This window comes from Polaromonas vacuolata, assembly GCF_012584515.1.
Classification (GTDB): Bacteria; Pseudomonadota; Gammaproteobacteria; order Burkholderiales; family Burkholderiaceae_C; genus Polaromonas; species Polaromonas vacuolata.
Genome location: NZ_CP051461.1, coordinates 1,751,401 through 1,773,607 on the forward strand (window position 1 = coordinate 1,751,401; position 22,207 = coordinate 1,773,607).

Below are 22,207 nucleotides of genomic sequence, written 5' to 3' on the forward strand. Positions count from 1 at the left end.
GATCTGGACCTTTTGAAGGTCGCTTTTAAAAGTAGCAAAGGTGGTTTAAAACGGCCGTGCGCTTAGGCACTGGCCGATTAAAGTCAAACAGAGTTAATTTAGATCTAGGCTTAAACCATCTTGCAGCCAGCACCGCTGTCGGCCAGCGCTTTGGCCGCTATACCAATCACCTTGTTCTCGTTTTTCTCGACGACGCGCAGATAAATATCTTGCACTGGGTTGTGCGCCGGGCTCATAGTCCACTTGCCGCGTGGGCTGTCGATAGTGGCAGTTTCCATGGCTTTATAGAGTGCGGGCTTGCTGCTTAAATCACCTTTGACAGCGTTCGCGCCGTGGATCAGCAGCAGGCCGGTGTCGTAGCCTTGAACCGCATAGACGTCAGGTTGCGTACGAAAATTTTTCGCGTAGGCTAAACGAAATTGAGTGTTGCGCGGCGTAGCCAAAGCGTCGCTGTAATGCAAAGCCGTCGTGATGCCGTTAGCCGCTGGCCCCGCAGCGTCCAGCACTCCTTCGGTCAGAAAGCCGGATCCATACAGCGGTATCTTGTCTTTCAAACCCGCAGCGGCATAGTCACGAATAAATTTCGCCGCACCGCCACCGGCAAAAAAGCAAGCCACTGCATCGGGTTTAAGGGCTGCGATTTCAGTCAGTAAAGCTTGAAACTCAACTTGCGGAAACGGCAGGCTTAACTCTTTGATGATGTTGCCGCCGCCAGCGGTATAGCTTTGCTTAAAGCCTTCAAATGATTCATCGCCGGCCGCGTATTTCCAGCTGATCCAGACGGTTTTTTTGACGCCGCGTTCAGCCATCACTTTGCCCAGTGCTTGTGTTGCCTGCGCATTGCTAAACGAGGTGCGAAACACATTCGGCGCGCAAAGCGCGCGGGTTGCTGTATTCACGCCGGCATTCGGTATCAAGCAGAGCACACCACTGTCACGTGCGACTTTTTGTATGCCCATTTGAACGCCCGAGTGAACCGTGCCGACCAACACGTCGACCTTGTCACGCTGCACCAGTTTGCTGGCGTTTTCGATTGCTTTGGATGGATCGGACTCATCGTCGACTTTAAAAAACTCTATCTCTCTGCCGCCTAGCTTTCCGCCTTGCTCGTTAATCGCCATGCGAAAACCATTTTCAATCGCCACGCCGAGCTGTGCATAAGTTCCGGTATAGGGCAACATCAAGCCGACCTTTAGTTTTGCGGCTTGCGCATTAGCCAATTGCGGCAAATAAAGACCGGTGGAAGCCGCGCCAAAAAGGGCGGCGCTGCGGGTCAGAACGAGGCGGCGTGAGGTCATTAAAAACTCCAATAATGCATAGGTGCGTTGCGCAGAAATAGTACCCTAGCCAGAGCGGCTGTGAACTAGTGAGTAACCCGAAATCTGAATTGAAAAAAACCGTTGAAATCTAAATTAAATTTGACCTAAAGGCGGTGTGATTTTCAAGCTTATATGGGCTACTTTTGATCTGACTGTCGCAGTTTGAAACGTTGAATTTTCCCCGTTGCCGTTTTCGGTAACTTACTTAAAAACTCAATCCAGCGCGGATATTTATACGGCGCGAGTTGCTGTTTAACGTGCAGCTTGAGTTCTTCTTGGCTGGCGCTATGACCAGACTTTAAAACCACATAAGCCTTAGGTTTGATTAATTGGTCTTTATCCATCACTCCGATCACCGCAGCTTCTAAAATTGCGCTGTGTGTCATTAAGCAGGCTTCAACTTCAAACGGCGAGACATAAATGCCGCCAACTTTAAGCATGTCATCACTGCGCCCGCCATAGGTGTAGTAGCCGTCTGCGCTGCGCGTGTATTTATCGCCACTGCGAGTCCATTCGCCAGCAAATGTGGTCTTGGTTTTTTCGCGGTTATTCCAATACATCAAGGCCGCGCTGGGTCCATTAATTTGCAATTCACCAATCTCGCCATCGGCGCATTCCAAACCATCATCACCAACTATTCGCAAGCGATAACCTGGCACGGCTTGGCCGGTACTGCCGTAGCGTACTCGGCCGGGGGTATTGCTTAAAAAGATATGCAGCATCTCTGTCGAGCCAATGCCGTCAAGAATGTCGCAGTCAAATTGAGCGCGCCATTTTTTGCCTATTTCTGCTGGTAAGGGCTCACCGGCGCTGGCGCAAAGTCGCAGCTTGAGCTGATTGCTTAGGGGTTTATTCGGCTCGGCCAGCAAACTGGCGTAAAGCGTGGGAACACCGTAGAAAATACTCGGTTGGTATTTCTCTAGCAACTGAAAAACTTGCTGCGCCGTAGGCCGGCCCGGTAGCAGCAGGGTTGTTGCGCCCACGCTCATGGGAAAGCTCAAACCATTTCCCAGTCCATAGGCAAAAAACAGTTTGGCAGCTGAATAGGTGACATCGCTCTCGCCTATGCCCAGCACTCCGCGTCCATAAAGTTCTGCTGTTTGCAACATGTGGCTGTGCAGATGCAGTGTGCCCTTGGGCGCGCCGGTCGAGCCGCTGGAGTAAAGCCAAAAGCAGACGTCGTCAGCGCAACTGTCGTTGACCAGTTTTTCGCCAGATGGACTTTTTAAGATAGTTTCTAAGCTGCTGTGCGCGTCATTTCGGTCGGCTTCAACGTTGTCCGCGACTATCACGGCACGCAGTGGCGGCAAATTTTTCATGGGTATTTCAAACGCTGCAAGCAAGCTGTTTGAAACCACCAGTCCTTGTGCGCGGGAGTCGCGCAGCATGTACTCGAACTCTGAGCTGGTGAGCATGGTGTTGACTGCTACGGGCACAACACCGGCGAGTATGCAGCCGAGAAAAACGACAGGCCACTGCGGCGTGTCCAGCATGGCCAGCATGACTCGGCTCTCGGGCATAAAGCCGTGACTGCGCAAGTAAGTGGCAAAAATATGGGCTTGTTGGTCTAACTCTGAAAAGCTTAGTTTGTCGCCGTTGCTGGCATTGATGAATGCAGTTTTATTCGGTCTATCCAGATTCCGCATGAGTAAATCATGGGCCGCGTTGTAGTGGCGCGGTATGGTAACTAGAGGCGGCTTGACGCTATGGTCTGCTGTGCTTGTTTGCATTGGCTTGTCTCCAACTATTTATTTTGTAGGATCGGTTGCAATGTTTGCTGCGGTTTTTTTTGTTTTTTTGCCAGCCGCTTTTACCGAGTTAAATTTTTTATCAGGTGGCGGATTGCGGCTGCGCTTGCAAGGCCAGTTGCAACCACTCCCGGCACCAGTCAGTGCCTAGTGACTCTGGCATGGTGCCTTCACTCGCATCATGGCACCAGACTTCGCCGATCCGCTTGGCGCCCAAGTCTTGCAGGCGCTCATCAAATTTTTTGCCACCAAAACAATAGGTTTGCAAATAGGTACGGTCACCCAAAGCAATCACGCCATAGCGTACATGGCCTAGGAATTGGGGTTGGCTGTCCATTGAGTCATATAAAGCTCTGGCATTGTCAGGTACATCCCCAGAGCCATAGGTAGAGGTGCATATGAGATAAAGTGCATCTTCTGCTTTGTCCGTGTTAAACACGTTGATGTCCAGATCATCCATCTGCAAGATGGCTATTTCGTCAACTAAATCGCTGCAATCCATCTGAATAGCTTGAGCAACATAGTCGGCTGTACTAGTCATAGTGCCGACTAGGATAGTGAGCTTCATAAATAAATCCCTTGAGATAAGATGCAGTAAACTGCTTGACAACTAAGTTTAGTGAAGCATACTTCAATTAATTTCAGATTCAACGCTAATCAGCGTGCCATGAGATTAAACCGCGTAATCACCTAGACCTTTGGAGCTGTAGTCAGTGAAAACCTTGTCAGATCAAGAGAGTAAAGAAACCTTGGCCGAGATGGGTAGCCGTATCCGCGCTTGGCGTGCGCGCCGCGGTATGACGCGTAAAACGCTAGCCTCCGATTCCGGTTTAAGCGAGCGTTTTCTGGCGGATGTCGAGTCTGGCAAAGGCAATGCGTCAGTCAATTCCTTAGCCGCTATTGCGCATGCTCTAAACATTTCTTTTTTGGAGTTGCTGCAAGACTCCGCAAGACCCGCTCTGGCTAGAGTTCAAGGATTGCTAGGGCGGCTGAGCGACCAAGAACTCGATAAGGCGTATCTTCTTTTTGCTGACAGCTTTGGTTTGGCAAATTCTCTCGGGCGGGATCAACGTATTGCTTTAATCGGTTTACGCGGCGCTGGTAAATCAAGTCTTGGCCTTAAGTTGGCTGCTGATCGCGGTCTGCCGTTTGTCGAGTTAGACCGAGAAATCGAACGCGAAGCCGGCACCAGCATGAACGAGATTTTGTTGCTGCACGGCCAAGCCGGCTACCGTCGTTACGAGCGCCGCGCACTGAGTCGGATTGCGCAAGAACACGCCAATGGCGTGGTCATGACCACCGGCGGCAGCATCGTCAGCGAGCGCGAAACCTTTGATTTACTGCAAAGCCATTTTTACTGTGTTTGGATTAAAGCCAGCCCCGAAGAGCATATGGCGCGCGTCGTCGCCCAAGGCGATATGCGTCCATTTGCGGCCGGCCGCGATCCAAGTGCTAATAAATCGCCTCTGGCTACCAACGGCGCTATGGTCCAAGCGATGGAAGATATACGTCGGATCTTGGCCAGTCGGCAAGCTCTTTACGCCAGTGCCGATGCGGTGGTTGACACTGCTGCGCGCAGTCTTTCGCAAAGCTTCTTAGACCTCAAAAAAGCCGTGCCAGCGCTTGAAAATACCATGGAGACAATGCAATGAACGCTATGACTGAGACACTTTTGTTCACTCAAATGTTGGACGGCGAGGCCCGCGAGTTAGTGCGTTTTTCTACCCATCCCGATCAATACCAGCATTGGACTTTATCGGTAGATGGCGATGTTGCCCGCTTATTGCTAAATATCAACGAGGACGGCGGTATCAAGCCGGGCTACAAGCTAAAGCTCAACAGCTATGACTTGGGTGTGGATATTGAGCTGCATGACGCGCTCAATAGAATTCGTTTTGAACATCCTGCTGTCAAGGTGGTGGTGTTTGAGTCGGGTAAAGAAAAAATTTGGTGCTCGGGCGCAAACATTTATATGTTGGGTTTGTCCACCCACGGCTGGAAAGTAAACTTTTGCAAGTTCACAAACGAGACGCGTAACGGATTAGAAGACTCCTCGCGCCATGACGGCTTAAAGTCTATTGCCTCTGTGACCGGCGCTTGCGCGGGCGGTGGTTATGAGTTGGCGCTGGCCTGCGACCGCATCATCATGGTGGACGACAGAAGCTCAACTGTCAGCTTGCCAGAAGTGCCACTACTCGGTGTCTTGCCCGGCACGGGCGGCTTGACCCGTTTGAGCGACAAGCGAAAAGTTAGGCGTGACTTGGCGGATATTTTTTGTACCACTGCCGAAGGCGTGCGTGCAGACCGCGCCAAAGATTGGAAGCTAATCGATGCACATGCCAAGCCGCAACAATTTTCTGCACTGCTCACGTCTGAGATAGACGCCTTGCGCCAGACCTCTTGCCGCGAAGCAAATGCGCAAGGTATTGCGCTCACCGCCATCAAGCCGTTGATAGACGCCAGCGGTTATCACTACAGCCTTGTCGATGTACAGATTGACAGAACTAGCCGGATTGCCACTTTTACAGTCAACGCGCCAGCGACTGAAATTGAATCCTTGCTAGACGCAATAGTCGCTGCCGGTGCAAATTGGTATCCACTCAAGCTGCAACGCGAGCTTGACGACGCGATTTTGAACCTGCGCAGCAATGAGGCCGAGATCGGCACTTGGGTGATTAAAACGGCTGGTGATGCAGCGCAAATCCTCAAGATGGATGAGATTTTGACTCTGCATGCCGAGCATTGGTTGGTCAAAGAAACCACCGGTGCACTGCGCCGCACGCTAGCCCGCCTAGACGTGACCAGCCGTTCATTGATAGCGTTAATCGACAGTGGCTCATGCTTTGCAGGTAGTTTTTTCGAGTTGGCTTTGGCCTGCGATCGCATTTATATGTTGGATTTACCAGACGCACCGGAGCTGGCGCCAACGCTGCAGTTGACGGCTGCAAACTTTGGTCGCTTTCCGGCGGTTAATGGTTTGAGTCGTTTGCAGACCCGTTTTTGTGAAGACGCTCAAAGCATGGCGGAACTCGAAAAAGTAGTCGGCACTGCACTACACGCCGCTCAAGCTTTGGCGCTGGGTTTGGTGACCGTCGCGCCCGACGATATCGACTGGGAGGGCGAAATCCGCATCATGCTTGAAGAGCGTGCCAGTATGTCGCCGGATGCCATGACGGGGCTTGAGGCGTCGCTTCGTTTTCCCGGCCGGGAGACCATGGAGACAAGAATTTTTGCACGTCTGTCTGCTTGGCAAAACTGGATTTTCATCCGGCCCAATGCGGTGGGTGAAGACGGCGCATTAAAGCTTTTTGGCAGCGGTAAAAAAGCCAAGTTCGACTGGAAAAGAATTTAAAACTAGTTTTAATTAAAAGAGTATTTGATCTCAACCCAAGGAAATCGCATGAGCAATATAGACCTGCAAGCCCTGATTCCGAACAACGTCAATCTGGGCGAAAACCGTCAACTACAACGCGCGCTAGAGCATTGGCAGCCGGCTTTTTTGAACTGGTGGGACGAGATGGGACCGAGCGATTTCAAGGCCAAAGAAGTCTATCTGCGCACGGCTGTTGGCGTTGATGCTTCGGGTTGGGCCAGCTACGGCTACACGCCTATGCCAGACTACCGTTGGGGTATTTTTCTGGCTGATCAGCAAGCCAATCGCAAGATTGGTTTTGGCGACCATATGGGTGAGGATGTTTGGCAAGAAGTGCCGGGCGAGTATCGCTCTAGCTTTCGCCGTTTGATTGTGACTCAGGGCGATACCGAGCCAGCCTCGGTCGAGCAGCAGCGCATGTTGGGCCACACCGCACCGTCGCTGTACGACTTGCGCAATCTGTTTCAAGTCAATGTAGAAGAGGGCCGCCACCTCTGGGCCATGGTTTATTTGTTGCATGCACACTTTGGCCGTGATGGTCGTGAAGAAGCTGAAGAGCTACTCATGCGCCACAGCGGGGACGCGGATAAGCCGCGTATCTTGGGCACATTTAACGAGCCTATGGATAACTGGTTGAGCTTTTTCATGTTCACTTATTTCACCGACCGCGATGGTAAGTTTCAGCTCAAGAGTTTTGCCGAATCCGCTTTTGATCCACTGGCCCGCACCACGCGTTTTATGTTGACTGAAGAAGCGCACCACATGTTTGTTGGTGAAACCGGGATTGGCCGGGTGATTCGCCGCACCTTGGAGGTGATGAAAGAGTTGGACACGCAAGATGTGGCGACGCTGCGCAATGCGGGCGTGATTGATTTGCCAACGGTGCAAAAATTCATGAATTTTTGGTTCACTTCTTCACTCGATTTGTTCGGTTCTGAGTCATCGAGCAATGCGGCGAGTTATTTTGCCAATGGCATCAAGGGCCGACCAGATGAAAGCAAGTTTGCCGACCATTTAGAACTCGACAGCGAGATCAATATTCAAGTGCCAGACGGCAAAGGCGGAATGACTTCCGAGAATATCGCCACGCGTATTGGTATGAATGAAATCACCCGTCTTGAATACGTCAAGGACTGCAATATCGGCCTGGTGCGCTGGAATATGGGCATTAAACGCGCCGGTGTTGCGTTTGAATTTGTACTGCCATCGACACGCTTTCGCCGCAGCGTAGGTGTCTGGTCTGGCGCACATACCAACCCCCAAGGTCACCCGATTTCAGCGGCTGAGTTTGAGGCAAAAAAAGACGATTGGCTGCCAACAGCTGCCGACACCGCTTTTGTTAAAAGCCTAATGCACCGCGTGACAGAACCCGGCAAGATGGCGGGCTGGATTGCGCCGCCAGAGCGTGGCATCAATGCCAACCCGGTGCAGTACGAATACGTGGTGCTTTGATTTTGCCGCAGCAATGCTTGGCATCTTATTGAGCGGTGGGTTAGGGTGCTGACATCTCTCGCATTTGGCGTTCAACCTCTGCGTCGGTCATGGGCTCTAGGTTGCTGTTAGTTGTGGGCGCAGCATCTAGCCAATGCACGGTTTGCGGAAATGCAAACACTGCCGTGGTGATCACTATTTGCGCCAATAGCATAGGCCATAACTCATAGATAAGTTGGCGTGTCGTCAGCGCCGGAAAGCGCCCGCGTGCCATCATCACGGCGTAACCCATAGGCGGCACTAAAAAACTCAGCTGCAGCATGAGTAGCAGCAGCACAGCGGCCTGCTGCGCGTCGCCAAGATGCACGATTAATACGGGCGCGACCAGTGGAATGATGACGAAAATCATCTCAAAAGCGTCCAGCACCCAAGCACACAGTCCAACCAAAACAAGTACAATCGCCGCGCCCATAATCGGCGTGAGGCTGGAACCGAGTAGCCAACTGTTAAGCAGTCTGTCCGTGCCAAAGAGTCGAAACACCAGGCTAAAAGTGGTTGCGCCAACAAGTAGGGCGAACAATGCGCCGCTAAGGCTTAAGGCCTGCATGCAGACCTCACGCCAGGCAGCAAAATTCAAGGCGCGCGTCGCAAAACTAAACAGCAGCATCAATACAGCGCCAGTCGCAGCGGCTTCTACCGCATACAGCCTGCCTGTGAAGACGCCTGCGAGCAGCAGCACAATGGTGCTGGCTGTTATCAAGCCAGTGATGCACTGGCCGTTGGAGACTTTTACTTTGGTTTGCAGAGTTTTTAAGCGCCGACTTTTCACGCATGCAATGACGGCCCAAAGGAGTAGTACGCCAACGGCTGGCAACAAGGCGGCGTGCATCACGTCCCGAGTGTTGATGATGGTTTGGCTGGTTTGCACATAGCCCGGTAATCGGCTAGCTTCTAAATGGGCCGATAACATGGCGTCGCCCAGCAGCAGTAAAACCAGTGAGGGCGGCACCACCACGCCAATCGTGGCGGCAACGCTCATCACAGACACGGACTGCGCAGCACCCAGATGTGCCAGTCGCGGCGCTATTAGCCTTGAGAGCAGAGCCGAACTAGCTGCAACCGAGCCGTTGGTAGGTGCTAATAGGGTGCCGAGTCCAAAGGCGGCCAGCACCGGCGCTCCAGCAAAGGGGCTGAGCAACCGCAACAAGCAAGCGTACAAAGCATCGGCTAGAGTCAGTCGCTGCAGCAGCACACCCATGAGCACGTATAAGGGCATGGCTTGAAGTAAATCGTTTTCAAGCAGGCCTATCGTTCGCACGGGCAAGGCTTGTAATATTCGACTATCGAACAAGCCTGCGGCCAGACCTGCCGCTGCGAAAAAACTCGAAACGCCGAGTAATAAAGCCCAGACTGGCAAGCCGCTGCGTAAAACTAAAAATCCTAATAAAAGCAACATCCACAAGCCGCCCAGTTGGCTGACTACGGTCATGATTTATCGCTCAGTTTGGGTATGTAACTTGTCGCGACTTCAAGCAGTGCTTGGAGTAAAACTAACAGCAGTAATACCGGTAAGGCCAGTTTGACTAAAAAATATCCCGGTGTATTGGTCTCGGCAAAGTGTTCTAGTCCAGCGACAGAATTCATCAGCAGCGGCCAGCTAGCCCAAAGCATAAAGAGTGCCCAAGGCGCGGTGCAAAGCAGTAAAGCCCAGCTTCGCCAGCGCGTTGTTGACGAGTCCATGGCATTTGTTTGTGGCCTGCAAGCCAAGTGAGATTGACTACGGCTAGCCGCCGTGACGGCGACCGCTACATAAATTGCAAAAACGATTTGCGCCATGTCATTAACCTGTCTTGACCAAGCCTGAATCAGGTCGCGCAGCGGCCACTGTGCGAATAGCAAAAAAGCTAGCGGCAGGGTTAGAAAACTGATGCCTATCAGCAGGTAATAAAGGCTTTGACTGAGTAATTTATGTGGACTGGCAAGTAAATGGTGAGTCATGCGCGGCATGCAATTCTTTCGAGGTATTGACAAATACTTTGGCTTGTTTTGAGGAAGTGTATCCGGGCTGCTATATACTATGAGACTAGTCGGAGTGTGGCGCAGCCTGGTAGCGCACCTGGTTTGGGACCAGGGGGTCCAAGGTTCGAATCCTTGTACTCCGACCACTTGAATTTATTCAAGCCCCATTATTAGAAGCTCAAAAAAATTGAGCTTTTCTAGTTTTTGATTGATTGCTTTAGATTTATTTATAAATTTATTTCAGTTTCTCATGAGTTTTTCGGAGTGTGGCGCAGCCTGGTAGCGCACCTGGTTTGGGACCAGGGGGTCCAAGGTTCGAATCCTTGTACTCCGACCAAAAGCAAAAAAAAGCCCGCTGATGTGGGCTTTTTTTTCGTCTCTCTAGGTTAATATTGAGAGTCACCGCCTGTCGTTCAACGGATAGGACTTCGCTCTTCTAAAGCGACCATGGGGGTTCGATTCCCTCCGGGCGGACCAATTTTATAAAATCTGTATGCATTTTTTGCGTACAGATTTTTTTTCGTTTTGCGATCGAGCTTTAAGACTCCCAAACATCAGGACGCGTTTGGTTGTTAATGCTGGGCGGCACTGACTTTTCCATTTGACGCGCGCGGAACAAGCTGGCGCGCATTAAAAAGATGGTTGAAATCGGTACTGTGATGCTCATGAAGATGGCTATCACTATTGGAAAGATAGTTAAGCTGCCTTCCTTGACCGAGAAAAACACAATGCTTGCCAACACCATGCACCAGCATCCCAACGTGCCGGTGATGGCTGGCAAGTGAACGCGTTCGAAAAAATGGCGTAATCGCATCAAGCCTGCAGAGCACACCAAGGCAATGCTTGCGCTTAGAAATACCAGTGTGCCAACCGTAATTTCTGCCCAAAGGGGTAGCTCGACAACTGTCATTCAATCACCTCGCCGCGAAGTAAAAATTTAGCCATGGCCGCTGTGCCCACAAATCCAAGCAGTGCAATTAAAAGCGCAGCTTCAAAATATAGACTGTCTGCATAGATAAGACTGAGCACCATCATGGCCAACATGGCGTTGAGATACATGCAGTCAAGCGCCAACACACGGTCTTGCGCAGTCGGCCCTTTGATAAGTCTTGGCAAGGTGCACGCCATGGCCAATACCAAGATAAAAAGGGCTAAGGACAAAGCCAAAAAAAAAATGCTCATGATTGAAAAATCTCCATCAGCGGCACTTCGTATCTGGCTTTGATAGCAGCCGCCAAACTCGTGCCATCGCTCACTTCCATCGCATGCAGCAATAAGGTACTGCTGTCCAACGAGAGTTCAATCCAAGCGGTGCCCGGTGTAAGACAGACGATGAGGGCCAGCATGGCCAATGCGTTAGGGTCGCGCATCTCTAGGTGCACGTAAATAAATCCAGCGCTGTGTTTGCGCCGGCTTGGTTGAATTAAAAGCACTAGAACCGAGAGGCTAGAAATGATCGAGTCGATAGTCACACAGCCGATTAGGCGCAGCACAGTCAACGGTTTTCGAATGCACACCCGTACCGGTCTAAGTCCAGCCGTCATCACTGGTATTGCCAATGCCAGCAGCAGTGCCAATAGCAGTTGGTCAATTCCGAGGCTGCGGTTAAGTAGCAGCCAAAACAAAAACAGCGCCACCGAAAGCAAGGGGGAGGGCAGTAGTTTTTTCATAACGTTGGCTTTTGCGTTGCTTGCTTAGCCGGCATGGACGGTATTGGTTTAGCGGTCAGAACGAACTGTACATACTCACTGGGGTTGTGCAGTGAAAACGCCGTATTTTGCATGAACCGCATCACTGGCCCGGCTTGCACCGTCATGATGACGCAAAGCATTAACAGGCCGGCAATCGGTAAGCCCTCCATGACTCTTACCTGTATGGAGGCACGGTCGTAAGTGGCCCAGAAATGCAAAATACCAATTCGTGTCAGCGCGATCAAAGCGACTATGCCCGAGCCAATTAACAAGCCTACCAACAGCCAGACCATCAGCCCCGGTATTTGCCCAGCAGATGCGCCCAATCCGAGTGGGTTTAATAAGGCCGATAGCATGGCAAACTTACCAATAAAGCCTGAGAGCGGCGGCATGCCGGTGATGACCAAGGTGCAGGCCATAAACGCCAAGCCAAGTAGGGCGACTGCGGCTGGAATCACTCTGCCAGTGACGGCTTCTTGATCGTCATCTAAGTTCATGCCTTTGACGGGTCTGAGGTCTGGACTTAGAAAAGGTGCGGCATCTTTGTTGTAAGACGCTAGTGTCGCACCGTCATTGCGCCAGCGTTCCACCAAGTCGGCGATTAAAAATAGCGCGCAAATCGCAAGTGTTGAACTAGGCAGGTAGTAAAGAAGACCTGCGGTCAGACTGGTTTGACCAAAACCAATGGCAGCTAAGACACTGCCAGAAGACAAAATAGCAGCAAACCCAGCCAGATAAGCCAGCCGCTGTGAACCCAGCATGCCGATGGCGCCAAACACCATGGTCAGCAAGCCACCCACAATCAGCCATAAACCACCAAAACTAGCTGAAGGCCCGGCTAGCACGCCAAACAGCAGCAGCCACAGGCGCAAAATAACGTAAATACCAACTTTAGTCATGATGGCGAACAGCGCGCCGACTGGCGCAGTTGCAGAACTGTAGGCCGGCACCAGCCAGAAGTTGAGCGGCCAGACCGCTGCCTTGATTAAAAACGCAGTTGCCAATATGCCGGCGGCAGCGTGCAGCAGGCCACGGTTTACATCTATCACTAGTGGTATGCGCTGCGCTAAGTCAGCCATATTCAGCGTGCCGGTAATGCCGTAAAGCATGGAAGCACCGATCAGAAACAGTGAAGACGCAGCCAAGTTAATCGCAATAAAGTGCAGACCTGCTTGCACCCTAGCGCGGCCAGAGCCGTGTAGTAAAAGGCCGTAGGAAGCGGCCAGCATAATCTCGAAAAATACGAAGAGGCTGAATAAATCACCGGTTAAAAAAGCGCCGCATAAACCCATAAGCTGGAGCTGAAACAGCGGATGAAAGTGAATTCCCGCACGATGCCAGCGGGCGGCTGCAAATAACGCCGCTGCCATGGCCACGCAGCTGGTGAGCACCAGCATCATGGCCGAGAGTCGGTCTAGTACCAGCACAATACCCCAAGGCGCGGACCAGTTTCCCGCTAAATAGACGGCCATGTTGTTAGGCGCGGTATCTACCCACAGCAGCAAATTGACAGAGATAATTAACCCGAGCAGCGTCGAGACCAAATTGGCAAAGAGTTTGATGTGCAGCTTGTCCTCACCGATTAGCAGCATCAGCGCAGCCGTTAGCAGCGGCAGCAAAATCGGCGCAATCATCAGGTGCGGCATCAGGGACGCCATGAGTTGACTAAGGCTCATACTCATAGTGGTCCCGCAACGTCATCGTTTTTACTGCCGTCAACATGGTCGGTTCCCGTCATGCCGCGAGAAGCCAGTAACACCACTAAAAACAACGCTGTCATCGCAAAACCAATCACGATAGCGGTGAGTGTGAGGGCTTGCGGCATGGGGTCTGAGTAGTTAACCAAGGTTTGCTCAACACCGGCTTTGAGTACTGGCGAGCGGCCTAGCGCTAGGCCGAGTCTGCCCATGCTAAAAATGAATAAATTGACTGAGTAAGACAGCAGAGCCAGTCCAATAATGACTTGAAAACTGCGTGGTCGCAGCATCAGCCAGACCCCAGAGCCGGCTAGCACGCCTATGGCTAAAGCCAAAATTATTTCCATTACGTGCCCAGCTTAGATTTTGCCGCTAGTTCTTCGGCCATTCTTGCGTGATAACGATGGCCGCGCACCGATTGGTGGGCAATTGAGGTCAGTATCAACAGCGTAGAGCCGATCACCAAGATAAAAACGCCGAAGTCAAAAAACGTCGCGCTGGCCAGATGAATAGTGCCTATCAACGGCAGATCTAAAGCGGCTGTGTGACTGGTTAAAAACGGGTAACCCCAGAACAGCGGTGCTAAGCCGGTGACCAAGACGGTGAGCAAACCCATGGAGATCCATTTTCTGAGCTTGAGCGGCATATGCGACTCCACCCACTGCGTGCCCGAGATCATGTACTGCACTATCAGTCCAATCGACAACACCAAGCCAGCCACAAAGCCACCGCCGGGTTGGTTATGACCGCGTAAAAACAAAAAGATGGCGGTCATCACGAAAAACGGTAGCAGCAGTCGCGCCAGCACGGCGGGCACCATAAGGTAGCCGACTGCCGTGTCTTTGGACAGGCGCGGGTTTAGCAAGTCGGTGGCAATTTCCGGTGCAATGACGCGCTGTTGCTCAGGCAAGTCCATAGTCTCTAGCGCTGGGCGAAACCGCCGCAGCAGGGCGTAGACCGTCAACGCCACAATGCCCAACACGACGATTTCACCAAAGGTATCGAACCCACGAAAGTCCACCAGCATCACATTGACCACATTGGTGCCGCCGCCTTCGCTCAATGCGCGTTCCAGGAAAAAGGTTGAGGTGCTTTCAGGAAACGGTCGACTCATCATGGCCCAAGCCAGCGCCGACATGCCGCCGCCCGCCAGTATGGCGAGTATCAAATCGCGTAGACGACGAACGCGCTTGCTATTGCGCCAGTATTTACCGGGCGGGCTAAGGCTTTCTTGACGCTTTGGCAGCCAGCGCAGGCCAAGCAATATCAGCACTGTCGTGACGCTTTCTACGACTAGCTGAGTCAAGGCAAGATCTGGCGCTGAAAACCATAAAAAAGTCACACAAGTGCACAGGCCGGCACCGCCCATTAGCGCTAACGAAGCCATGCGGTGGTATTTGGCCTGCCAAGCAGCGCTCATAGCGCAGAAGCCACCCACCAGCCACATCAGCGCAAAGCTAGGTGAGAACGGCAGACCGGTACGCACGCCTACGTTTAAGCCTTGATTCCAAAGTGGCAGTGCGCCAGCCAGAAGTGCAGCACACACCAACCACAAAATTTGCCATTGCAAGCGGCTGGTATCGAGCAAGTTGCGGCCGATTCTTCCGATGCGGGTAATCACAGTCATAGAGGCTTCGAATAAGCGCTTGGCGTTGATATGCCGCATCAAAATCGGTTTGTCTATGCGTCCGTGCGCGCGCAAGTAGCGCAGCAATAGGTAAATACCAATGCCGCCCAGCATGGCCACAATACTCATCACAAACGGCGTGTTAAAGCCATGCCACAAGGACAAGCTGTATTCCGGTAACGCACCACCCACTACGGGAAGAGCGGCAGCGTTAAGAAATTTGCCGACGGTCCAGCTAGGAGCAACACCAACCACCAAGCAGGCCAGCACCAGTAGCTCGACGGGCACCCGCATCCAGTGGGGTGGCTCGTGGGGTTTGCTGGGTAAGTCGGTAGGGGCAGGGCCAAAAAATACATCGACCGTCAAGCGCAGTGCATAGGCGACGCTAAACATGCCTGCTAGCGTTGCAGCGACTGGCAACAGCATTGACATGATGGGCGTACTGTCTATAAAAACGGTTTCCGCAAAAAACATTTCTTTGGATAAAAATCCGTTTAAAAGAGGCACGCCTGCCATCGCCGCACTGGCCACCATAGCCAGTGTGGCGGTCACCGGCATCATCTTTCGCATGCCGGACAGCCAGCGTATATCGCGTGTACCGCTCTCATGGTCAACAATGCCTGCCGCCATAAAGAGCGACGCCTTAAACGTAGCGTGGTTGATGATGTGGAAAACCGCCGCTACAGCAGCCAGTGGACTATTTAAACCCAGTAGCAATGTGATCAGGCCTAGATGGGAAATAGTTGAATAGGCCAGCAAACCCTTTAAGTCATTTTGGAACATGGCGGCATAGCCGCCAATCAGTAGTGTTAACAGTCCTGAGCCGCCGACTAACCAAAACCAAGCCTCAGTACCACCCATGACTGGCCACATGCGGGCGAGCAAAAAGACACCGGCTTTGACCATAGTGGCCGAGTGCAAATAAGCCGATACCGGCGTGGGCGCAGACATGGCGTGTGGCAGCCAAAAGTGGAAGGGAAACTGCACGCTCTTTGTCAGCGCACCGAGTAGCACCAGCACTAAAGCGGTGAGGTAAAGCGGCGAGGCGCGAATCACATCGCCTGCGCCCAGCACCACATCGAGGTCATAACTGCCCACAATATGGCCAATAATTAGCATGCCTACCAGCATGCAAAGTCCACCCGTGCCGGTCACCGTTAGCGCCATACGAGCACCGCGCCGCGCATCTTTGCGGTGGTGCCAGTACCCAATTAACAGAAAAGAAAAAAGGCTGGTGAGTTCCCAGAAAAAGGCCAACTGAATGATATTGCCGGACAACACAATACCCATCATGGAGCCCATAAAGGCTAAGAAGAAGGCGAAAAAGCGCGGTACTGGGTCGCTTGGAGACATGTAGTAGCGGGCATATAAAACTACTAAGGAGCCTATCCCTAAGACCAGCATGCAAAACATCCAGGCAAATCCGTCTAGCCGAATTACTAAATTCAGACTCAGCGCGGGTAACCACTCAATGTCTTGACGCAACACGCCACCGTCAGCAATCTGCGGGAAATAAAGTGCGGCTTGAACCGTACAAAAAAGTGCAATCAAACCAGCCAGCGTGGACTCTGCATTGCGCGCGTTAGCGGGCAACAAGGCAGCCAGAAGGCTACCAAGTAAGGGGAGGAGTATGAGAAAAAGCAATTGCATGCGCGAATTATTTTACTGTTTGTGCATCGCCTAATTGGCCACCTTTTCCTTGTTTTTCTGGCTTTTACGAATTTATTTACTCTGATTTTTAAGTCTTTTGAACAGGGCTATTTGTATCAATAGCAATGCTTAATAAACGCCCTTTAATCTTAAAGCTGCGTAACTTGGCGCATACAGGGTTTAATTAAAGAAGGCGGATTCAAGCTTGAAGTGCAACCGTATGCTGATAGGACTCTAACTGTTCCATAAAAACCTGATGCGGCGTTCGATACCCTAAACATTTTCTAGGACGATGATTGAGCCTGTGCATCGCTAAAGCAATGTCATCGTCGGTGATGCAATTAAAGCGCATCCCCTTTGGGAAAAACTGGCGAATCAAACCGTTCATATTCTCGTTCGCCCCACGCTCCCACGAGGCGTATGGATGGGCGAAAAAGAAATCTGCACTCAGCGCAGAAGCTATTCGTTCATGCTGGGCAAATTCCTTGCCGTTATCAGTCGTGAGAGTGTGCACGCAATGAGCGAACGGTTTGAGTAAAGTGATTAACGCGTCCCCTACGGCTTGCGCTGTTTTGAATGGCACGTGGAAAATTATTGAATAGCGAGAGACACGCTCATTAATCGTCACTAGTGCTTGCTTCTGCCCGGCACCAATCACCAGATCAGCCTCCCAGTCGCCAAAGCGCGCACGCTCAAGCACGATGTCGGGTCGCAGTTCTATTGAGACCTGGTGAGAGATGGTGCCGCGCCGTTCACGGCCACTGCTGCGTTTTTTTCGCGTCTTCTGGCAACGCAGTGTTTTATGCAAGGTGCCGCCCGCGCGTTTGTCAGCGTAGATGTACTGGTAAATGCTCTCATAGCTAACACCGGGTTGGTGGCTAGCTTCGAGGTGGCCGCTGATTTGCTCGGGGCTCCAAGCCTCAGCCAACTTTTCCTCCACTACAGCCCATGTCGAGTCAGCAACTCTAGGACTATTGGCGCAGGCAAGTCTACGTTCTTGGGCTTTGTCATTTGCCTGCTTAGGGCGATAGCCTCGTAGACCGCGGTTACGACGCAACTCACGGCTGATGCTCGATTTATCACGGTCCATCATTTTTGCAATTTCACTTTGATTGAAGTTTGCTTTGACGAGGATTGCAATCTGGTAACGTTCGTCACGGGTGAGGTGTGTGTAAATCATTCTGGGCAACTTTGACTTGGTAGTCGGGAAGCTTGGATGCTCTCACATCTCACCCACCCGTACGGTTAATTTCAAAGTTGCACTTCAGACTTGAATCCGCGGAAGTAAAAAAAACAATCGAAACCTAAAAAGGAGCTTCATGAGCTTGATCCAAGCCTTGCCTGAGGGCCCACTCGATATCGTGGGCGATATACACGGCGAGTTGCAGGCGCTTTGCGACCTTTTAAAACATCTCGGATACGACTCCTTAGGGTTTCATCCCGAAGGCCGTACCTTGGTGTTTGTTGGCGACTTTTGTGACCGTGGACCTGATAGTCCGGGGGTGTTGGCGTTGGTGCAGTCGCTGGTTCAGTCCAAGCGTGCAGTGGCGATTCTGGGTAATCACGAAATCAATTTATTGCGCGGTGATGTCAAAGACGGTTCGGGCTGGTTTTTTGATGATCGTGTGGCACAAGACAACGAGAAATACGCGCCCTATCAAAGGCCGGATGCAACGGCACGCACCCGCATCGTGGATTTTTTATCCCTTTTGCCTATCGGTCTCGAAAGGGCGGATCTTCGAGTCATCCACGCAGCGTGGCAACCAGAGCAGGTCGCTGCGGCCAGGCGACTGCCCATGGGCAGCGTGCGCCAGCATTACGATGCTTGGGAGAGCGCTGCGTTTGAAGAGGCCGCTAGAAGCGAGCTAGAGCAAGGCATCGCTGCAGAACTGGAGAGTTGGACACATAGCCTAGAAAATCAGAGCCATATGCCACCCTTTTTCGAGGCCCATGCCGAAATGGAGACGGTTAAGCAAATGCACAACCCGCTTAAAGTTTTGACCTCAGGTGTCGAGAGTCGGGGCGAGGTACCTTTTTACGCCAGCGGTAAATGGCGTTTTGTGAACCGGGTGCAGTGGTGGGACGACTACGCCGACAGCATACCGGTGGTGATAGGTCATTACTGGCGCCGCTTTCATCACAATTCGTTAGCGCAGCCGGCTCGTGGAATAGTGAACTTATTTGAGAACACCTCGCCACTAGAGTGGCATGGCAAGTTGAGCAATGTGTTTTGTATTGATTTTTCAGTCGGTGGGCGATGGAGTGCACGCAAAAATGGTTCTGGCTTAGAGCAACAGTTCAAGCTCGCTGCTTTGCGCTGGCCAGAGCGCACGCTACAGTTTGATGACGGTCATACGGCTAGCACTTACTAGAAAATTTTTCACCTTAGATTTTTCTCTAATTTTCACTTTATCGGATTTTTAATGCTTTTAGATAGTTTGACAGGACCCTTGGATTACTTGCAGCGCATGACTCGCCATGTAGATGATTATTTTCAGACCGTGATTGATTTCCCCGAGGTGCGGGCTAATGAATTTTTGCAATTGCGCGACTTTGCGCGTCTACCTAGTGCGACATCGACGACCTTGCAGGTATTGGAAGTTCCCGCCGAAGGACCAATTTTAGAGCGGCTCTTACCGGATGCAAAAATAAGCCGCGCTGATTTTCTTAAAGTACGTCTGCCCGAGTATGTCGACAAAATCAGTGTGACCGATTGGGATTTAAACGGCATTGACGCTAATTCTTTTGATGCGGTTCTCTCTATAGTACCCATACATCACGCCAGCACAGAGCAAAAACAGGCTTATATTGACGCCGCTTTTAGGGTCTTAAAGCCGGGTGGTCGGCTGGCATTTGCAGAAGTCGAAATGGGCAGTCGGGTGCAAATTTTTCTCGATGAATTCGTAGACCGAAATACTGTGACTGGCCACCGCGGCGAGTACCCGGGTGAGACTTTTTGCGATAACTTTGCGCGGTCTGGTTTTGTAGATGTACAAAGTCAAATGCTGGCCTGTCCTTGGCGTTTTGAAAGCCGGCAGATGGCGCAAGACTATGTGCCGCGATTGTTTGCACTCAATCCTATGCCGGCCGATGTCCTGCACGCTGCGCTTGATCGCTATTTAGGCTTTAACGAGAGCAGCGGCCAGTTGTGGATGAACTGGTCGCTGCGTTACTTTTGCGGCACCAAGCCTGCATGTCTCAGCTAAGCAGAGGTGGAATGATTACCCGCGCGTGACCGGCATCTCGACTTCACCGGGCATGAGTAAATGCTTGGCAAATTCGAGCTTGGCAATCGAAGCACGGTGCACTTCGTCCGGGCCATCGGCCAAACGCAAGGTACGCTGATGCGCGTAGGCGTAAGCCAGTGGGAAGTCGCCCGACACACCACCGCCACCATGGGCTTGGATTGCCCAGTCAATAATTTGGCAAGCCATATTCGGCGCGACAACTTTAATCATGGCAATCTCGGCTTTGGCGACTTTGTTGCCAACCGTGTCCATCATGAAAGCGGCTCTGAGCGTGAGCAGGCGGGCTTGTTCAATCATGCAGCGTGACTCAGCAATGCGTTCTTGCCAGACCGACTGGCGCGCAATCGGTTTGCCAAACGCCACGCGGGTGTTCAGGCGTTTGCACATCAATTCCAGCGCCCGTTCTGCGACGCCAATCGAGCGCATGCAGTGGTGTATGCGTCCGGGGCCAAGCCGACCTTGGGCGATTTCAAAGCCGCGGCCTTCGCCAAGCAGCATGTTCGTGACTGGCACGCGCACATTGGTGAGCCTAACTTCCATGTGGCCGTGCGGTGCATCGTCGTAACCAAATACGCTAAGCGGACGTATTACTTCTATACCTGGCGTATTGGCCGGTACCAAAATCATCGATTGCTGCTCGTGGCGACTCGCATCGGGATTGGTTTTACCCATCACGATATAGATGGCGCAGCGTGGATCGCCCGCACCTGAGGACCACCATTTCAAACCGTTGATGACGTACTCGTCGCCATCACGCTCTATTCGGCAAGCAATATTGGTGGCGTCTGAAGATGCCACTTCTGGCTCGGTCATCAAAAATGCTGAGCGTATCTCGCCTTTGAGCAAGGGCTCTAGCCAATAGTCTTTGTTTTCTTCTGAACCATAGCGGGCAATAGTTTCCATATTGCCAGTGTCGGGTGCGGAGCAGTTAAAGACTTCGGCGGCAAAGGGAACACGACCCATGATCTCGCACAGCGGTGCGTATTCCAGGTTCGACAGGCCTTGCGGCGCACGCGGTGAATGCGGCAAAAATAAATTCCATAAGCCTGCGGCTTGGGCTTTAGGTTTTAATTCTTCGACTATTTTTGTTGGTATCCAGGCATTACCCTTAGCCCTGTTCTCAGCGATTTCGCTAAAAAAACGTGCTTCATTTGGATAGATGTGCTCGTCCATAAAGCTGAGCAGGCGAGCCTGAAGCTCGATTACTTTTGGGGTGAAATTAAAGTCCATGTCATCTCCTTTTGGGTTTTAGATTGGTTACTCAGTCTGGCAGCTGCTGAGCTGCACGGTGCTGACTTTTTTGTACGAAGTCCCAGGCCATTTTTGCCAATATGGGTGCGCCTGCGGCGGATTTGACCGCCTGCTCGCTAGACGCAGTTCCGGCTTGTACGCGCTTTGCAATGCCTTGCAAAATCGCGGCCAAGCGAAATAAGTTGTAGGCTATGTAGAAGTCCCAGTCGGGCAACAACGCCTCAGGCGTGGTTAAGCCGGTACGCTCGCAGTAGAGCCGTATGTATTCGGCTTCGCTGGGTATGCCAGTGCCGTTAAGGTCTAGTCCACCCAGACCGCGAAAAGCACCTGGCGCAATGTGCCATGCCATGCAGTGGTAACTAAAGTCAGCCAGGGCGTGACCGAGTGTGGAGAGTTCCCAATCGAGTATGGCCAGAACGCGCGGCTCTGTCGGATGGAACATTAAATTGTCTAAGCGGAAGTCCCCGTGGACTATCGACACCATGCTGTCATCTCTGGCGCTGGCGGGAATATTCGCCGGCAGCCATTCAATGAGCCAGTCCATCTCGGGAATTGGTGTGGTGATGGATGCCGCGTATTGCTTGCTCCAGCGGCCAATTTGGCGCTCAAAGTAATTACCCGGTTTGCCATAATCAGCCAAACCACATTCGGCGAATTTGACTTTGTGCAACGTCGAGATGACGCGGTTCATCTCATCGTAAATTTCTGCGCGTTGCTCGCTAGTCATGCCGGGTAGAGACTGGTCCCAAAGCACACGGCCTTGGACAAACTCCATGATGTAGAAGGCGCGGCCAATAATCGATTCGTCTTCGCACAAGCAGTGCATCTTGGCGACTGGAACGCCGCTTCCGGCGAGTCCCTTCATGACTTTAAACTCGCGCTCAACAGCGTGTGCTGAAGGCAGCAACTTAGCGACTGGGCCGGGCTTGGCGCGCATCACATAAGAAGCTTGAGGGGTAATCAGTTTATAGGTTGGGTTGGATTGACCACCATTAAAAATCTCAACCGTTAGCGGTCCAACAAAACCGGGCATTTCACGGCTTAGGTAAGTGACTAGGGCGTTGGTGTCAAAGCTGTGTTGACCGGTGACTTCTCTAGTGCCTATAAAGTGATCGAAATTGCTCATTGTGCGTTTGTCTCTCTGATTTAATTT

At 51.9% G+C, this 22,207-nt stretch carries 19 protein-coding genes and 3 tRNA genes; 8 read left to right on the forward strand and 14 right to left on the reverse strand.

Features of this window, described 5'->3' with window-relative positions; all coding sequences use genetic code 11:
• Nucleotides 1-110: 110 nt before the first annotated feature.
• From HC248_RS08020 to HC248_RS08030, 3 genes are all read right to left on the reverse strand, one after another.
• Nucleotides 111-1,298, reverse strand: a complete 1,188-nt coding sequence (locus HC248_RS08020) for an ABC transporter substrate-binding protein (RefSeq protein WP_168922039.1) — start codon at nucleotides 1,296-1,298, stop codon at nucleotides 111-113.
• A 158-nt stretch (nucleotides 1,299-1,456) separates the two neighbouring features.
• Nucleotides 1,457-3,049, reverse strand: a complete 1,593-nt coding sequence (locus tag HC248_RS08025) for a benzoate-CoA ligase family protein (protein ID WP_168922040.1) — start codon at nucleotides 3,047-3,049, stop codon at nucleotides 1,457-1,459.
• Between the two features lie 100 nt (nucleotides 3,050-3,149).
• Nucleotides 3,150-3,635 carry a flavodoxin domain-containing protein gene (locus HC248_RS08030; protein ID WP_168922041.1) on the reverse strand — a complete coding sequence of 162 codons (486 nt, stop codon included), beginning with the start codon at nucleotides 3,633-3,635 and terminating at the stop codon, nucleotides 3,150-3,152.
• 145 nt (nucleotides 3,636-3,780) lie between these two features.
• Here HC248_RS08030 and HC248_RS08035 point away from each other — a divergent pair, with 145 nt between their 5' ends.
• The 3 genes from HC248_RS08035 to boxB are packed head-to-tail and all read left to right on the forward strand — an operon-like array spanning nucleotide 3,781 to nucleotide 7,892.
• Nucleotides 3,781-4,719: a helix-turn-helix transcriptional regulator gene (locus HC248_RS08035; RefSeq protein ID WP_238342762.1), complete on the forward strand. Its 939-nt coding sequence runs from the start codon at nucleotides 3,781-3,783 to the stop codon at nucleotides 4,717-4,719.
• Nucleotides 4,720-4,724: 5 nt separating this feature from the next.
• Nucleotides 4,725-6,419 carry a 2,3-epoxybenzoyl-CoA dihydrolase gene (gene boxC / locus HC248_RS08040; RefSeq protein WP_420372004.1) on the forward strand — a complete coding sequence of 565 codons (1,695 nt, stop codon included), beginning with the start codon at nucleotides 4,725-4,727 and terminating at the stop codon, nucleotides 6,417-6,419.
• A gap of 48 nt (nucleotides 6,420-6,467) precedes the next feature.
• A complete protein-coding gene (boxB, locus tag HC248_RS08045) occupies nucleotides 6,468-7,892 on the forward strand; it encodes a benzoyl-CoA 2,3-epoxidase subunit BoxB (RefSeq protein ID WP_168922043.1) in 1,425 nt (474 codons plus the stop codon).
• Nucleotides 7,893-7,932: 40 nt separating this feature from the next.
• Here boxB and HC248_RS08050 read toward each other — a convergent pair whose 3' ends face one another.
• Complete coding sequence (locus tag HC248_RS08050) at nucleotides 7,933-9,360, reverse strand: TRAP transporter large permease subunit (protein ID WP_168922044.1); 1,428 nt, start codon at nucleotides 9,358-9,360, stop codon at nucleotides 7,933-7,935.
• Entirely contained in the window at nucleotides 9,357-9,878 is a 522-nt protein-coding gene (locus tag HC248_RS08055) for a TRAP transporter small permease subunit (protein WP_168922045.1), read from the reverse strand. Before HC248_RS08055 ends, HC248_RS08050 begins: the two co-directional genes overlap by 4 nt.
• Before the next feature lie 81 nt (nucleotides 9,879-9,959).
• On the opposite strand from HC248_RS08055, the gene HC248_RS08060 reads away from it, so the two are divergent.
• The 3 genes from HC248_RS08060 (at nucleotide 9,960) to HC248_RS08070 (ending at nucleotide 10,367) form a co-directional block, all read left to right on the forward strand.
• A tRNA-Pro gene (locus tag HC248_RS08060) sits at nucleotides 9,960-10,036 on the forward strand.
• Nucleotides 10,037-10,150: 114 nt separating this feature from the next.
• Nucleotides 10,151-10,227 (forward strand) — tRNA-Pro (locus HC248_RS08065).
• Between the two features lie 65 nt (nucleotides 10,228-10,292).
• Nucleotides 10,293-10,367, forward strand: a tRNA-Arg gene (locus HC248_RS08070).
• A gap of 61 nt (nucleotides 10,368-10,428) precedes the next feature.
• On the opposite strand, the gene HC248_RS08075 is transcribed toward HC248_RS08070, so the two are convergent.
• The 7 genes from HC248_RS08075 to HC248_RS08105 all read right to left on the reverse strand — a co-directional run bounded on the left by HC248_RS08075 (nucleotide 10,429) and on the right by HC248_RS08105 (nucleotide 17,735).
• Nucleotides 10,429-10,800 (reverse strand): monovalent cation/H(+) antiporter subunit G, encoded by a 372-nt coding sequence (locus tag HC248_RS08075; protein ID WP_168922046.1) that lies wholly within the window; start codon nucleotides 10,798-10,800, stop codon nucleotides 10,429-10,431.
• A complete protein-coding gene (locus HC248_RS08080) occupies nucleotides 10,797-11,072 on the reverse strand; it encodes a K+/H+ antiporter subunit F (RefSeq protein WP_168922047.1) in 276 nt (91 codons plus the stop codon). Before HC248_RS08080 ends, HC248_RS08075 begins: the two co-directional genes overlap by 4 nt.
• The gene (locus tag HC248_RS08085; RefSeq protein ID WP_168922048.1) at nucleotides 11,069-11,560 is read right to left on the reverse strand and encodes a Na+/H+ antiporter subunit E; all 492 of its coding nucleotides are present in this window, start codon (nucleotides 11,558-11,560) and stop codon (nucleotides 11,069-11,071) included. The genes HC248_RS08080 and HC248_RS08085 overlap by 4 nt, the downstream gene beginning before the upstream one ends.
• Nucleotides 11,557-13,263 (reverse strand): monovalent cation/H+ antiporter subunit D, encoded by a 1,707-nt coding sequence (locus tag HC248_RS08090; protein ID WP_420372005.1) that lies wholly within the window; start codon nucleotides 13,261-13,263, stop codon nucleotides 11,557-11,559. Before HC248_RS08090 ends, HC248_RS08085 begins: the two co-directional genes overlap by 4 nt.
• Complete coding sequence (locus tag HC248_RS08095; protein ID WP_168922049.1) at nucleotides 13,260-13,625, reverse strand: Na+/H+ antiporter subunit C; 366 nt, start codon at nucleotides 13,623-13,625, stop codon at nucleotides 13,260-13,262. The genes HC248_RS08090 and HC248_RS08095 overlap by 4 nt, the downstream gene beginning before the upstream one ends.
• Nucleotides 13,625-16,555 carry a monovalent cation/H+ antiporter subunit A gene (locus tag HC248_RS08100; RefSeq protein WP_168922050.1) on the reverse strand — a complete coding sequence of 977 codons (2,931 nt, stop codon included), beginning with the start codon at nucleotides 16,553-16,555 and terminating at the stop codon, nucleotides 13,625-13,627. The genes HC248_RS08095 and HC248_RS08100 overlap by 1 nt, the downstream gene beginning before the upstream one ends.
• Before the next feature lie 199 nt (nucleotides 16,556-16,754).
• Nucleotides 16,755-17,735: an IS30 family transposase gene (locus HC248_RS08105; RefSeq protein WP_168920864.1), complete on the reverse strand. Its 981-nt coding sequence runs from the start codon at nucleotides 17,733-17,735 to the stop codon at nucleotides 16,755-16,757.
• A gap of 139 nt (nucleotides 17,736-17,874) precedes the next feature.
• On the opposite strand from HC248_RS08105, the gene HC248_RS08110 reads away from it, so the two are divergent.
• Nucleotides 17,875-18,927, forward strand: coding sequence for a metallophosphoesterase (locus HC248_RS08110; RefSeq protein WP_168922051.1), 1,053 nt, complete (start codon nucleotides 17,875-17,877; stop codon nucleotides 18,925-18,927).
• A 96-nt stretch (nucleotides 18,928-19,023) separates the two neighbouring features.
• Nucleotides 19,024-19,761, forward strand: a complete 738-nt coding sequence (locus HC248_RS08115) for a class I SAM-dependent methyltransferase (RefSeq protein ID WP_238342797.1) — start codon at nucleotides 19,024-19,026, stop codon at nucleotides 19,759-19,761.
• A gap of 15 nt (nucleotides 19,762-19,776) precedes the next feature.
• Here HC248_RS08115 and HC248_RS08120 read toward each other — a convergent pair whose 3' ends face one another.
• A complete protein-coding gene (locus HC248_RS08120; RefSeq protein ID WP_168922053.1) occupies nucleotides 19,777-21,033 on the reverse strand; it encodes an acyl-CoA dehydrogenase family protein in 1,257 nt (418 codons plus the stop codon).
• A gap of 31 nt (nucleotides 21,034-21,064) precedes the next feature.
• Nucleotides 21,065-22,180 carry a phosphotransferase gene (locus HC248_RS08125; protein ID WP_168922054.1) on the reverse strand — a complete coding sequence of 372 codons (1,116 nt, stop codon included), beginning with the start codon at nucleotides 22,178-22,180 and terminating at the stop codon, nucleotides 21,065-21,067.
• Between the last annotated feature and the right edge of the window lie 27 nt (nucleotides 22,181-22,207).

Coding starts and splice junctions, on each gene's coding strand:
- HC248_RS08020 (WP_168922039.1), bottom strand. CDS start 1,298: ATGACCTCACGCCGCCTCGTTCTGACCCGCAGCGCCGCCCTTTTTGGC.
- HC248_RS08025 (WP_168922040.1), bottom strand. CDS start 3,049: ATGCAAACAAGCACAGCAGACCATAGCGTCAAGCCGCCTCTAGTTACC.
- HC248_RS08030 (WP_168922041.1), bottom strand. CDS start 3,635: ATGAAGCTCACTATCCTAGTCGGCACTATGACTAGTACAGCCGACTAT.
- boxC (WP_420372004.1), top strand. CDS start 4,725: ATGACTGAGACACTTTTGTTCACTCAAATGTTGGACGGCGAGGCCCGC.
- boxB (WP_168922043.1), top strand. CDS start 6,468: ATGAGCAATATAGACCTGCAAGCCCTGATTCCGAACAACGTCAATCTG.
- HC248_RS08050 (WP_168922044.1), bottom strand. CDS start 9,360: ATGACCGTAGTCAGCCAACTGGGCGGCTTGTGGATGTTGCTTTTATTA.
- HC248_RS08055 (WP_168922045.1), bottom strand. CDS start 9,878: ATGCCGCGCATGACTCACCATTTACTTGCCAGTCCACATAAATTACTC.
- HC248_RS08075 (WP_168922046.1), bottom strand. CDS start 10,800: ATGACAGTTGTCGAGCTACCCCTTTGGGCAGAAATTACGGTTGGCACA.
- HC248_RS08080 (WP_168922047.1), bottom strand. CDS start 11,072: ATGAGCATTTTTTTTTTGGCTTTGTCCTTAGCCCTTTTTATCTTGGTA.
- HC248_RS08085 (WP_168922048.1), bottom strand. CDS start 11,560: ATGAAAAAACTACTGCCCTCCCCCTTGCTTTCGGTGGCGCTGTTTTTG.
- HC248_RS08090 (WP_420372005.1), bottom strand. CDS start 13,263: ATGAGTATGAGCCTTAGTCAACTCATGGCGTCCCTGATGCCGCACCTG.
- HC248_RS08095 (WP_168922049.1), bottom strand. CDS start 13,625: ATGGAAATAATTTTGGCTTTAGCCATAGGCGTGCTAGCCGGCTCTGGG.
- HC248_RS08100 (WP_168922050.1), bottom strand. CDS start 16,555: ATGCAATTGCTTTTTCTCATACTCCTCCCCTTACTTGGTAGCCTTCTG.
- HC248_RS08105 (WP_168920864.1), bottom strand. CDS start 17,735: ATGATTTACACACACCTCACCCGTGACGAACGTTACCAGATTGCAATC.
- HC248_RS08110 (WP_168922051.1), top strand. CDS start 17,875: ATGAGCTTGATCCAAGCCTTGCCTGAGGGCCCACTCGATATCGTGGGC.
- HC248_RS08115 (WP_238342797.1), top strand. CDS start 19,024: ATGACTCGCCATGTAGATGATTATTTTCAGACCGTGATTGATTTCCCC.
- HC248_RS08120 (WP_168922053.1), bottom strand. CDS start 21,033: ATGGACTTTAATTTCACCCCAAAAGTAATCGAGCTTCAGGCTCGCCTG.
- HC248_RS08125 (WP_168922054.1), bottom strand. CDS start 22,180: ATGAGCAATTTCGATCACTTTATAGGCACTAGAGAAGTCACCGGTCAA.